At 40.0% G+C, this 12,022-nt stretch carries 12 protein-coding genes; 3 read left to right on the top strand and 9 right to left on the bottom strand.

Annotated features, from left to right (window positions below):
* Window positions 1-62: 62 nt before the first annotated feature.
* From PAARA_RS15595 to PAARA_RS15585, 3 genes are read left to right on the top strand one after another with little or no spacing between them, the layout of a single operon-like run.
* Complete coding sequence (locus tag PAARA_RS15595) at window positions 63-2,006, top strand: LTA synthase family protein (protein ID WP_062569918.1); 1,944 nt, start codon at window positions 63-65, stop codon at window positions 2,004-2,006.
* A gap of 15 nt (window positions 2,007-2,021) precedes the next feature.
* Window positions 2,022-3,647 carry a phosphoethanolamine transferase gene (locus PAARA_RS15590; RefSeq protein ID WP_245219974.1) on the top strand — a complete coding sequence of 542 codons (1,626 nt, stop codon included), beginning with the start codon at window positions 2,022-2,024 and terminating at the stop codon, window positions 3,645-3,647.
* A gap of 20 nt (window positions 3,648-3,667) precedes the next feature.
* Window positions 3,668-4,048, top strand: coding sequence for a diacylglycerol kinase (locus PAARA_RS15585; RefSeq protein WP_062569917.1), 381 nt, complete (start codon window positions 3,668-3,670; stop codon window positions 4,046-4,048).
* Here the strand turns inward: PAARA_RS15585 and PAARA_RS15580 are convergent.
* The 9 genes from PAARA_RS15580 to PAARA_RS15545 form a co-directional block, all read right to left on the bottom strand.
* Complete coding sequence (locus tag PAARA_RS15580; protein ID WP_062569916.1) at window positions 4,045-4,278, bottom strand: hypothetical protein; 234 nt, start codon at window positions 4,276-4,278, stop codon at window positions 4,045-4,047. The two genes, PAARA_RS15585 and PAARA_RS15580, sit on opposite strands and share 4 nt — an antisense overlap.
* Window positions 4,279-4,342: 64 nt before the next feature.
* The gene (locus tag PAARA_RS15575; RefSeq protein WP_157066217.1) at window positions 4,343-5,092 is read right to left on the bottom strand and encodes a hypothetical protein; all 750 of its coding nucleotides are present in this window, start codon (window positions 5,090-5,092) and stop codon (window positions 4,343-4,345) included.
* A 3-nt stretch (window positions 5,093-5,095) separates the two neighbouring features.
* Complete coding sequence (locus tag PAARA_RS15570; RefSeq protein ID WP_062569914.1) at window positions 5,096-5,815, bottom strand: SIMPL domain-containing protein; 720 nt, start codon at window positions 5,813-5,815, stop codon at window positions 5,096-5,098.
* A gap of 136 nt (window positions 5,816-5,951) precedes the next feature.
* Entirely contained in the window at window positions 5,952-6,797 is an 846-nt protein-coding gene (locus tag PAARA_RS15565) for an HDOD domain-containing protein (RefSeq protein WP_062569913.1), read from the bottom strand.
* Window positions 6,798-7,041: 244 nt separating this feature from the next.
* Window positions 7,042-9,195 (bottom strand): TonB-dependent siderophore receptor, encoded by a 2,154-nt coding sequence (locus PAARA_RS15560; protein WP_062569912.1) that lies wholly within the window; start codon window positions 9,193-9,195, stop codon window positions 7,042-7,044.
* 227 nt (window positions 9,196-9,422) lie between these two features.
* On the bottom strand, window positions 9,423-9,917 hold the full coding sequence (locus tag PAARA_RS15555; RefSeq protein WP_062569911.1) for a zinc-ribbon domain-containing protein: 495 nt from the start codon (window positions 9,915-9,917) through the stop codon (window positions 9,423-9,425).
* Between the two features lie 455 nt (window positions 9,918-10,372).
* Window positions 10,373-10,825 carry a hypothetical protein gene (locus tag PAARA_RS15550; protein WP_245219973.1) on the bottom strand — a complete coding sequence of 151 codons (453 nt, stop codon included), beginning with the start codon at window positions 10,823-10,825 and terminating at the stop codon, window positions 10,373-10,375.
* A 184-nt stretch (window positions 10,826-11,009) separates the two neighbouring features.
* Complete coding sequence (locus PAARA_RS20575; protein WP_157066216.1) at window positions 11,010-11,159, bottom strand: hypothetical protein; 150 nt, start codon at window positions 11,157-11,159, stop codon at window positions 11,010-11,012.
* Window positions 11,160-11,531: 372 nt separating this feature from the next.
* On the bottom strand, window positions 11,532-11,984 hold the full coding sequence (locus PAARA_RS15545; protein ID WP_157066215.1) for a HEAT repeat domain-containing protein: 453 nt from the start codon (window positions 11,982-11,984) through the stop codon (window positions 11,532-11,534).
* Window positions 11,985-12,022: the final 38 nt, after the last annotated feature.

Here is a 12,022-nt window from a genome sequence, read left to right as displayed (position 1 = left end):
TAAGTATTTCTTAAGCTTTGCTTCCTAGTATTGCGGTACTTTTCGATTAAATAAGTACAACTATGCAAGCAATCACATCCGTTCTAAAGCCACTATTTCGTTTTACGCTACTCATTATGTCAGTTTTTATATTGTCGAGAGTGGGCTTGCTAGTATGGCAACAACAAAGGTTAGCTGATGGCGACAGCCTTGCGGTTTTATTTGGCGGCTTAAGAGTCGACTTGAGCAGCTTAGGCTACTTGTCAGCCTTGGCTGTTTTAGTGTTACTCGCTCATGTATTTTTACGCAGTAAGACTGATTTATTTCGCCGTGCGTTTACTCTTTATAGCAGCGTAGTTGTGACTTTAATCGTGGTTGTTGAGGCTTCGACCCCCGCGTTTATTACTCAGTACGATGTGCGACCAAATCGCTTATTTGTTGAATATCTTGATTACCCTCAAGAAGTCTTTTCTATGTTAATACATGGCCACCTACTTGCCATAATAAGCACCTTAATTATTGCAACGCTTAGTTGTGTAATTGCATATCGCTATATCAATGCAGCATTTAGCAAACAGCAAAACGTTAAAATGGTTAGCCAAGTGGTGATACTCGTTACCACCTTATTCGTTTGCTTAATTAGCGCAAGGGGCACTGTAAGCCACCGCCCTTTAAACCCTGCATTAGTGTACTTTTCAAGTGACTCACTGGTTAACTCCTTGGCCCTAAATTCAACTTACAGTGTTGCGTTTGCTATTAAAAATATGGGCAATGAAAAAAATGCCAGTAGTTTATACGGCACCATGCCACGTAATGAGATTTTACAAACAGTAAAGCAATCAGCCTACAGGCCGCAGTTTTTAACTGAGCGTATTCCTACTCTAGCCAACAACACACCTTTTAACACAGGCAAACAAAAGAATTTAGTGATTATTTTAGAAGAAAGCTTAGGTGCTCGCTTTGTTGGTGAACTGGGTGGCATTGGTGTGACTCCTGAGCTTGATAAGCTTTATCAACAAGGCTGGAGCTTTGATAACTTATACGCAACGGGCACGCGCTCTGTTCGAGGTATTGAAGCGGTTACAACTGGGTTTACCCCGTCTCCTTCTCGCTCGGTGGTCAAACTTTCTAAATCTCAGCGTAACTTTTTCTCACTGGCTGATGTATTAGCCCGTACAGGCTATACCACCCAGTTTATTTACGGCGGTGAAAGTCATTTCGATAATATGAAAAGCTTTTTCTTAGGGAATGGCTTTAGTGATATTGTAGATATTAATGACATGCAAAACCCTGAGTTTATTTCGTCGTGGGGAGTAAGCGACGAAGACTTGTTCAATCAAGCTGATAACGAGCTGAGCGAGTTAAATAAATCAGGCAAACCTTTTTTCAGCTTGGTGTTTACGTCAAGTAACCACGACCCATTCGATATTCCAGAAGGTAAAGTAACACTACCTGAAGACCACGACCCAGAAAACGTCAAACGCGATCTAGCAATTAAATATGCTGACTACGCACTCGGTAAATTCATCGCCAAGGCAAAAACGCAAGATTACTGGCAAGACACCGTTTTTTTAGTGGTTGCAGATCATGATGTGCGCGTGTTTGGCTCTGAACCCGTGCCGCTTAAATCTTTCCACATCCCTGCTGTAATCCTAAATAGCGATATAAATACAAAGCGCGATACTCGCTTAGTCAGCCAAATTGATTTACCAGTTACTTTGTTGTCGTTATTAGGTGTTGAGCAAGCAACCCCGATGCTTGGTTATGATTTAACGAAACACTACCCCGTTGAGCGCGCCATGATGCAGTACTACGACAACTTTGCTTACGTAGAAAATGGTGAAGCCGTAATACTCATGCCAAATCAAAAAGTGAGTTATTGGCGCTATGACCCTGCAAGTAAAACCCAAGTTGCCGTTGATAAAGCTGGCAGCAACCTTGAACTTGCCAAAAAAGCCTTGGCGCACGTCTTATTTAGCAATTTAGCGTATACCGAACAGTTGTATCGCTTACCAAATAAATCGTAGCGATGAGGAATGATTATGATCATGCAAATTAAACAACTCTTTGCTAAAAAATGGCACGTTAGCTACAGCCAATTTGTCTGGCTGGTGTCGTTGTACTTGGTTATTGCATTTAATGGCCTGTTTTTATTTAACATGCTTGAAGCAGCCAGCAAACCTGAACATGTCGATTGGTTATTTATAGCAAGCGTACCGTTTTTCTTATTAGCAATGACGGCAATGGTATTAAGTTGGTTATCGTTAATCACCTTTGTAAAACCCGTGCTTTTAACAAGCATCGTGGTTTCATCATTGTTGTTTTATGCAACCTTAAATTACGGTGTTATCTTTGATAAAAGCATGCTGCAAAATATCTTAGAGACAAATTCAGGGGAGGCATTTTCATACCTCAATGTACAGGTTGTCGCCTTCATTAGTGTGCTTGGTGTACTGCCTGCTTACGTATTTTCTCGTTTTAATATTGTCGGAAACTTTCGTGTTCGCCTTAAAAGCTTTGCGTTTCTTAACGTTACAGCGTTTATTGCTGTAGCTGTTATTGCCGTCCCATTTTATAAAGATTACGCCTCCGTAGGACGTAATAATCGTCAACTAACCAGCTATATTACCCCTTTTGCATTTTACACTGCGGGCTATAAGTACCTGCGCGATAATTATTTTTATCCTCCTTTACCATTTAAAGTATTAGATAAAACACCGCACTTAATAGCACAACAACAAAGTTCACTGACAATTATGGTGGTAGGTGAAACTGCTCGCGCAGCAAACTTTTCGCTGCAAGGTTACAACAAGCCGACTAATCAATATACCCCTAAGCTTGGCGTTAAATATTTCAGTGATGTCAGTTCATGTGGCACGGCGACTGCCATTTCTGTGCCTTGCATGTTCTCGCGCTTGGACCGCAATCACTATGATTCGCGCATAGCGCAAAGCCAAGAAAATGCTCTAGATATTATTCAACGAAGTGGTGTCGAAGTGACGTGGATTGATAACAATAGCAGCTGTAAAGGGGTTTGCGTGCGAGTAAACTCCCAGACAATAGAACCAACAAAGACAAACCCACTTTGTGACGGACGTTATTGTTTTGATGAAGTACTGGTTGCAGAGTTAACTGCCAAACTTGCCAAGAGTCATGCGAAGCACCAACTAGTGGTGCTACATATGATTGGTTCACATGGGCCAACCTACTATCGCCGCTATCCAGAAAAAGACAGTAAGTTTTTGCCTGACTGCCCACGGAGCGATATCCAAAATTGTAGCAGTGAGCAACTGATAAACACCTATGACAATACCATTGCTTATACCGACTTAGTGCTGAGTAAACTTATTAATTTACTGCAAAACAGTCAGGCGGATGATAAAGCTCTGCTGTATGTCTCTGATCATGGTGAATCATTAGGTGAAAAAGGCTTGTACTTACATGGCTTCCCATACGCATTAGCGCCTAAAGAGCAAACCCAAGTGCCTATGCTGTTTTGGAGTAACAAACTGGCCGATACCGGTTTTAATCAATGTATCGAACAACAGCGTAATCAGGCTTTTTCTCACGATAATATATTTGACACCCTACTTGGCTTAACCCATGTACAAAGCACTGAATACCACCCAGAGCAAGATATCTTTAATACTTGCTCAACACAAAGCTAACGTAAAAGAGACTTCATACTATGCAATTTGATAGCACTAACAAGCCCATCGGCATTAAACGTATTCGCCTAGCATTTAAAAATTCCCAACGTGCATTTTCGTGGTTAGCAAAACATGAGTCTGCTTTTAAGCAAGAGCTGATACTGTTGGCCCTTTCCATAGCCGTGGTTTTTGTGTGGCAAATTAGTCTTTATGAGAAAGTTATGCTGCTTGTCTCTGTGCTATTTGTGATATTTGCTGAAGTCGTCAATACAGCAATTGAAGCCACAATAGACCGTATAGGCCTTGAAATTCATCCACTCTCAGGCCTAGCTAAAGACTTAGGCTCAGCAGCCGTACTGATTGCTCTAACGATTTGTACATTGGTATGGGGCGGCGTATTTGTTAACAACCTAAGCTAACTTGCTTTTTTATCATCTGGGGTGTCGTTACACAGTGAACAATGGCGCCCTTTTGATGAATGGTATAAACGGGTTGCGATAAAAATTGCTGTAACAATAAAAGACCAAAGTAACGCAAAAGCCAATGCGCTTGATGGCTCATGGCCTTTCAAGATTTCTACCATAAATAATAAAATAGCCACCAGCGTAAAAACTTTAGTGGCTCTTAATACCCAAAATTTTGTGCCCATAACTTACTCCTTTAAAAGAGACTCCTTTGAAAAAGTAAGTGTAGTTCAAAATAAGAAAAATACCTTACAAACTTAAAACAGGCTCAGATAATATCTGTACGTTATTTTTAAATACCTCTAAAAGCCCTGGTGGTGACTGTTCAGTACCCAGCACTATTACATGACATACATAACGATAACCGTTATTAGTAAAGGTATAAAAATGATTGCCCCCACTGCCATCAAAACTCAATGTGCCCCCTGTGATCACAAGGCTTGGCTCATCTTGCATAGATTGATCAATTTCCCATGCGGCATAACGGTACTGATTATCAGCCAGTTCATCGATACGAATTAAATGCTTTTTTGTTTGCCACGTTAATATCGGTTTTCTAAATTCACGAAGGCTTTTGTGCAACGCTTGTTTTTGCTCATCAATCAGCGCTTCGCGTCGTGCTTTTTCAGCCTCTGATTCATAAGGCACAGCCCAAATAGAGCCATCAAAGTCTAACCACAATTTGCCTGAATCAAACATAATGCCGCGCCAGCCCATCATTTCCCAGTCATGGCGAATGTTTGAGCTAGCTATTTGTTCAATAAATTCTTTATCAAAAATTTGCTCAAAGTTTTCTATAAACATTTGCTCATTTTCAATTGCTTGCAGCGGCGCTTTACGCTGCAGTGGATAATGCACTCGCCCAGCAATGGCGGCTTTATCACCTGCCTTAAACGCCGCAACCACAGGTTTGACGATATTTATGTGCTTTGTTGCGGCAAAACTACTGAATGCCATCAACAAAAGAAATAGATAAACGCCATGCTTTAAAAATCTCATCAATTACTCTACTACCAAATCAAACACGACATTGACACTTGCTCTGAAGGTAATCGATTCTTGTAAATACTTACCTTCTGGGACTGTATTAATACGTGAGCCCACGACCATAATTCGTTCAATATTTGTGTTGCTACCATAGCCGAAGTGACTACTTACCTCTTGCGATTGAATACTATACACTCGACCAAGTTTCGCTTCGAATGCGCTAGCAAGGCTACTTCCCTGCTGTTTGGCATTCGCTACTGCTTTATCAAGAGCGGCTTGCTCGTAATCTGAGGCTTTGGTTGATAAAAGTTGAATTTGCTCGATTTGATTGACGCCTACTTTAAGCGCAAAATTTAAAAATCCGTCCAAAAGGGAGAGTTTTTTAAGGCTGACTTTGACCTTACGCGTGGCTCGAAAACCATCTTTAACTTGGCTATCGTTTTCGTCATAGCGCATGTTCGGCTCTACGAAAATTCGCCCCGCAGAGATACTTTTTTCGTCTATAGAGAAATTATTTAAGCCCGCAAGGAGTTCATTTACTTGCTCATCGACTTGCTGCTTAGCCTGCACGCTTTCGGTTTTTACAGCTTCAAACTCTAACATGATATCAGCCCTATCGGGGGCAGTACGCACAACAGTCTCACCTTTAACAACAATATGGCGATTATCCGGCAGACTTGTTGCAGCCATCGCAGAACTGGTACATAAAACCAGTGACAACAAAGATTTAAGCATTATAGCCTCTCCTTAGAAAAAAGTTATGATGCCTTGCTATGGCTTGAAAGTATAGTAATGCATGCTTTCTTTAGATGTAAAAAAGCGAGCAGTGAATTAACACCACCCGATTGCTTATCGAAGGTTTTTATTAACTTTAACTCGCCATTGAATTGTCGAGGTAATCTTCTAGAAGATCGGCGTATTCCTGTTCAATAACTCCTAACTCGATAAAGCACTGCTCTTTAATTTTTAGCCACTCGCTTGAATGTTGCCTGTGTCTGGCATAGTCAATCATACTTTCTGCACATTTTAAAATAGCAAAGGCCATTCGCTGGTGGTCATTATCACTTAGCTGTAAAAAATGACTATTATGATGGTTCAAAATAACATTACATAACGGCTTAGGTAAGTGCCACGATGTGGCAATAAAATAACCTATAACAGCATGGTCGCACTGATAACGAGCTTGTTCAAGTTCGGTTATTACTTGCTCTTTTGCATGATTTTCGTGTTGTAATACGTCAATATAGTCACGGTATTTTAGGGCCATTGCTGCAATGCCAACATTGTGGAAAAGACCTAACGAGTAAAGCTCATCAACTGGCATCAGCGACTTGTAACTGTGCCCAAGCCAGACACAAGCGTTTGCCACTTCAACAGACTCATCCCAGAATCGCTCTAAACTGATGCAGGCATCACCAACAAAGTTGTTCTTGAGTAATGCGAGTGTAACTAAGCGATTTAGTTGCTCTAAACCCAAAAACATAGCCGCTTGTTTTATATCACTGATCGTTCTTTGTAAGCCAAAAAAAGGGCTGTTGATGGTTTTTAATAATAAAGCAGAGAGGCTAATATCTTTAGAGATCATGCTGGCAATTCTATCTAAGCAAGCATCGTCTAATTCCATTTCACTTGCAATTTCATCGAGCAGTTCAGGCTTAGGTGGTATATGAAAACCACGTTTTAACGATGTTAAACGCTGCTCATCTAACGTAATCATTTATCTAAAATCCCTCAAACAAGCGAGTAGCTCGTTACTTAATTTGGCAACAGAGTAAGCCAGTTTATTTAAAAGGGTATTATTTAAGATCAATAAGATTAAAGAAGGAAATGAGTTGTCATAAAATGAAACAGCTCGTCGCTGTTTAAAGCTAGAATAGCGAAGAAGCCCTGATAATCATAAAACTAAAGGTGCAAATGCACCTTTAGTTGCAACTCGATATGAGCCTATCCCGAGTAATCAATTAAAAGTTATAGCTAAAGCTCAGTGATGCATTACGTGGCGCACCATAGCGGTAAAGGTCATAGTAGCCTGCTGTCATGTAGTTATAGTATTTCTTATCGAATAGATTATTAACATTTAACTGTAAATCCATTGATTCATTAATATTATAACGTGCCATCAAGTTTACAATTGTATAAGCATCTTGCTCAACATTACGTGTTGTGCCTTGCGCATACGACTTGCTTTGCCAGTTAAGACCACCACCAACTGTAAGCGCTGGTAATTGCTTTACAAATTGGTAGGTCGTAAATAACTTAAATTGCTTACGTGGTGAATCTGTATTTACCTTGTTGTTATCGGCATCCTCAGCTTTAAACTGTGAGTAGCCGGCAGAGATATTCCAACCATCTACAGGCTCCCCCATCACTTCAAACTCAAAGCCGCGACTTTGTGTTCCTTCAGCGCCATAATATGCTGACATTTGTTCAGCGGTTGGCAAAAAGTTGGGATCTTCTGCTGCTAAGTTATCTTGTTGAATATCAAAAATAGCCAAAGATGTTTGCAAACGCTCATCAAAATAAGCACTCTTTAAGCCAATTTCACTTGCTTTACCATCAACAGGGTCTAAATACTCCCCGTTCGCATCTAAGCTATTTTGCGGACGAAAAATTTCTGTGTAGCTGGCATACATTCGATGCTGATCATTTAAATCAAAGAGTGCGCCAAAGTAAGGCACAAAAACCCCTGAATCGCCGTAATCTTGTTGATCGCCATAATAGTAGCGCTCTCGCTCCCATGACGAAACACGCCCACCAGCAATCACTTTAAACGCATCAGTTAACGAAACTCGGGTAGCTGCGTAAAAGCCTTTTTGTACTGTGTCGTTATCATCTTGTAGTGTCACTTCTTCAGTCCAATTAGGTTCTGCAATATCATCCCCTTGGAAATCAAAAAAGTTATCAATAGGAACCGCATCCCATGCGCTACCACCAATGATAGGATCGGGATCGCGAGTACTTGTTTCACCAGTTTGCTTAGAGTAAAGCGCACCAACCACAAAGTCATGACTCTGTTCAAACAAAGTGTATTGACCTTTAAGCTGCACATCGACACTGTCTTGCTCTGTTGAGCCAAACGCAAAATAACGTTGCCCTGTTAAGCCTGCCCCTGTTTCTTTATCTAATGCACCAGAAACATAAAATAAGCGGCTTTCTTTATAATATTTTGAGTGATTATAATTCGCTGTTAACTGCCAACCATTTGAAAATAAATGCTCAACGGTTGCAAAATAGTTTTTGTGCGTTGTTTCCCAACGAGTCCAATCAAGGGCCGTGGTTTTAGAGTCATCCCACTCAGCTGCTGTGCCGTCTGTATAGTATGCAGGTAAAGCGCCCCACACAGGACCATGCGGATCACTGTTCTGGTAACTCGCCCCTACACGCAGGGTAGTATCAGGTGTTAGGTCAGTCTCTAATACACCGTAGAAGATATTTTTATTCTCTTCGTATAAGTCGATATATGATTCACTATCAACCACTTTTGCAACCACCCGACCGCGCACTGTACCGCTATCATTTAAGCCATTCGCGATATCAAGGGTTAACTCTTTTTTATTCCAACTTCCTATTGAAGCATCAACATAACCAGTTAGGTCGGTGTTACGCGCGCGTTTGCGAACAAGATTAATTGATGCAGATGGGTCGCCCGCCCCTGTTAATAAACCCGTGGCGCCTCGTACAAACTCTACTCGTTCATAAATCGCAACATCCGCTGACGTTTCACCAGAATCCCCTGCCAAACTCCATGATAAAGGCACACCATCAATTTGATAGTTAGACACATTAAACCCGCGTGATTGCATGGTGTTACGTACGTTATCCATTTTTGAAGATGACAAACCAACCGTATTATCAACTGCGTCAATAATCGTGTCTAAATCTTGATCTCGAATACGCTCAGCAGTAAAGACCGTTACAGACTGTGGAGTCTCACGAATAGATAAACCAAGGCCTGTCGCTGTATCGATATTTTCGTTAACGATGTACTTACCATTTACAGTAATTTTTTCTATGGGGTCTGTGTCTTTTTTATTAGTTTGTTCTGCTGCAAAAGCACTGTTTGACAGAAGCGCTAAGCTCACCGCTGTGGCTGTAGGAAGTAGAGAAAAATTCATAATAACCCTTGTTATTGAAATAGCACAAAGATGCTATCACGAACAATTCCCATTTGCATTACATTTAATGTTAATATAGTACAATTCACACTAAATAATAACTATCCCCCCTAATGCTAATTTAAAAAGCTAATTCTATTAATTTGAAAATATTGAGTTTAGCGGTAACTCACCACTTTCAATTCCATACCTCTTAGGTCTAGACGACAAATTAGTGACTTAACTCGTTAGATTCCGATGTCAATATTCAGCTTATTTGGATTTCGTATATACCCCAATTTATAAAGCTTTATTGCTATTTGCTTGAGTTCTTTACTCTGTGGATTCGTTCGCTCCTTTAAAACGATAAGTTCTTGATATCGTTTGTGCATAAAGCGAGTGCCTTGATCTTTTTTTCTGCATTCAACACATCTAGTGCAGTGTGCATCAATCCAAAAGCCTAAGTCTTCAAACCAATGTTTCTGCTCTTGTGCATAGAAGATAAAAGGCCTGCCACATATTTCACACATTTCTTCGATATCTACATAAATCTTGCGGGGGTAAATAGCAAAATTCTGCTTAGAAGTATCTGCAAAAATCGCCGTTTCAGGAAAATATTTAAGGCTTGAGTAATGCCAGTGTGCACTGTCTATTGTGCATGCTGGCACTTCATCTTTGGAAACCAATGGAGCACTGCCATACCTTGGGTGAGTTACATAGTTCGGAATATTTTTTCTCGCCATATGCTTTGAAAAGTGCCGTTTAAAATTTTAATGATATCGTCATTTTAATCACCCAAGAAACTTTTTCTTATTGATACTGCACCGCAGTAATTAACACAGAGTAAGCTTGGCATTTTCATGCACATAAAAAGCTGATTAAACAAGTAGATCTATTCTTAGCTTACAGATTTATGGAAGGTTTATAAGAGAGTGTTTAGCTTTGAGTGGAAATAGGTTGATTTGTCTTTTGGAAGAAATGTCATCTTATACTTCAAACGACAACCCATGTTGTTTGAAGTATAAGTTGGCATAAGAACATATGCTTTTACTGAGCTACAGCGTAGCAAGTGAAGTGTAAGCTGGCATAATATTGAAGCTTATAATGGCATAAAGTTACCAAATACAGGCTTTATGAAGCCAACCACATAAAAATACTGCCAATTATAGTCTTTGGCAACCCCATTATTAACAGCTTGTTAACTATGTGCTGAATACGGAACCACTGTAATTATTTCATCAAGTCGACTGACAACTAAATCACCAAGCGAAGCGGTTGAAGTACACTCAGCTATAAAACTATCAACGGCGGTGCAAACATCGATAACCAATGACTTAGTAGAGATAACCAATGACTTAGTAGAGATAACAACCGTATTTTCTTCTGCGTATAATTGATGCATAAGATGATTACAATCATGATATAAGAACTTCATGATATCAGATTTATCATGTAATTCAGCTGTTGTGCCATAAGTATGAAGTAACGCACATCTAGCAGCATATACATCTTTCCCCGAATATTGATACTGTTGTTGAGTATTCGACTTTAAGTACTTATCGCACCAGCCAATAAAGTCTGCGCGCGTAACTCTACTTTTACCTGATGGCCTAGCAAGACTAGCCATTGCATCGATACAAATAAAACTCATAGCAATACTTGGAGTAACTAATCCTTGAGCATCGCATTGCTTTATTTGTTCAGTAAGACCTATCAAAACTGACCAATCTTCTTTTTTATTCATAGTTGCCTTTATTATCGCTCAAGTAGTTTATGCGCTTGTGATTTGTAAAATGAGGGCGGCGCGCCAGCCTAACTGAATACGCACCTAAGCATTACAGCTTGGCTAGTACAATTGATGCTACTAGTGTCAACGCGAACGCAACAGCTGGTACGAATGCCACAGACAAAGCTGTAAACAATACACCAAAAGCACCTAACCGAAGATGCAAGCTTGCTGAACCCGCCAAAGTAGGTTTTGTCATAGACTCACTCCTTTAACAATGCCTCAGTCTCATGTTGGATCGGGAAAGAGACGGCTCAGACTTTGCTACCATATTTAGGTTTAAAACCGGTCATGCTTTGGTGGTAGCAACCCGACCGGACGGTTGTTGGGAGGAGTATGACTCTACTCCCAAGCATTCTTTACAAATAACGAGACTGTAGAATAACTCCAACAGCCAAACTCAATTAAAAAACGGGCTCCTATAATTAACTCTAAGCGTTTTTAAAGCATTAGGTAATGTATTTGTTGCATTTGGCCCCATAAAACAGGCGATTTTTCTTAAAAATGAGTAATTCTACAGCCTCAACGCCACTAAAACGGGGTTAGCCGTTTGAAGTACTTATTAGCATACCTACTTTTTGGGTAACCCTTTAAATGTATTTTCAACCCATGCGTCAAACTTACTTTCTTTGTGAGTGCTAAGTACGTCATACATTTCAGGGTTTATGTCTTTAAACCCTGTTTTGAATTGTTCAAGGTCAAACTCTTCTATATTTTTCTCACGCTTAACTCTAAGAAATAGTTTAGTGATATCTTTAGGTTTAAATCCGATATCTTTTTTGCCTAAGCTGATTGCTTTTCCATTTTTAGTAATACCCAACGCTTGAGCAGCTCGAACAGCTTCTTCTTTAACTTTGAAAACTTTATCGTGTAAAGCCAATCTAGTTATAACATCTCGGGATTTTTGACAATCATACTTTTTTAGTTCTTCTAACGCTGAGAATCGAGTTTTCCAATCATGTTTACAATTGGCATTTTTAACAAGCTCATCGATATTAGCTGGCGTTTCCATAATTAGTGACATTGATTTTCCTTAGTGATGAATGATGCATAGTGGACAGC

This window comes from Pseudoalteromonas arabiensis (assembly GCF_001550155.1).
Lineage (GTDB): Bacteria > Pseudomonadota > Gammaproteobacteria > Enterobacterales > Alteromonadaceae > Pseudoalteromonas > Pseudoalteromonas arabiensis.
Note: the sequence above shows the minus strand (reverse complement) of the source record. Positions and strands in the feature narration are given on the sequence as shown.

Excerpts from the sequence above, each read along its gene's own strand:
- PAARA_RS15570 (WP_062569914.1), bottom strand. The coding sequence starts at position 5,815 with ATGCTTAAATCTTTGTTGTCACTGGTTTTATGTACCAGTTCTGCGATG.
- PAARA_RS15580 (WP_062569916.1), bottom strand. The coding sequence starts at position 4,278 with ATGGGCACAAAATTTTGGGTATTAAGAGCCACTAAAGTTTTTACGCTG.
- PAARA_RS15550 (WP_245219973.1), bottom strand. The coding sequence starts at position 10,825 with ATGAGTTTTATTTGTATCGATGCAATGGCTAGTCTTGCTAGGCCATCA.
- PAARA_RS15565 (WP_062569913.1), bottom strand. The coding sequence starts at position 6,797 with ATGATTACGTTAGATGAGCAGCGTTTAACATCGTTAAAACGTGGTTTT.
- PAARA_RS15585 (WP_062569917.1), top strand. The coding sequence starts at position 3,668 with ATGCAATTTGATAGCACTAACAAGCCCATCGGCATTAAACGTATTCGC.
- PAARA_RS15545 (WP_157066215.1), bottom strand. The coding sequence starts at position 11,984 with ATGTCACTAATTATGGAAACGCCAGCTAATATCGATGAGCTTGTTAAA.
- PAARA_RS20575 (WP_157066216.1), bottom strand. The coding sequence starts at position 11,159 with ATGACAAAACCTACTTTGGCGGGTTCAGCAAGCTTGCATCTTCGGTTA.
- PAARA_RS15555 (WP_062569911.1), bottom strand. The coding sequence starts at position 9,917 with ATGGCGAGAAAAAATATTCCGAACTATGTAACTCACCCAAGGTATGGC.
- PAARA_RS15575 (WP_157066217.1), bottom strand. The coding sequence starts at position 5,092 with ATGAGATTTTTAAAGCATGGCGTTTATCTATTTCTTTTGTTGATGGCA.
- PAARA_RS15560 (WP_062569912.1), bottom strand. The coding sequence starts at position 9,195 with ATGAATTTTTCTCTACTTCCTACAGCCACAGCGGTGAGCTTAGCGCTT.
- PAARA_RS15595 (WP_062569918.1), top strand. The coding sequence starts at position 63 with ATGCAAGCAATCACATCCGTTCTAAAGCCACTATTTCGTTTTACGCTA.
- PAARA_RS15590 (WP_245219974.1), top strand. The coding sequence starts at position 2,022 with ATGATCATGCAAATTAAACAACTCTTTGCTAAAAAATGGCACGTTAGC.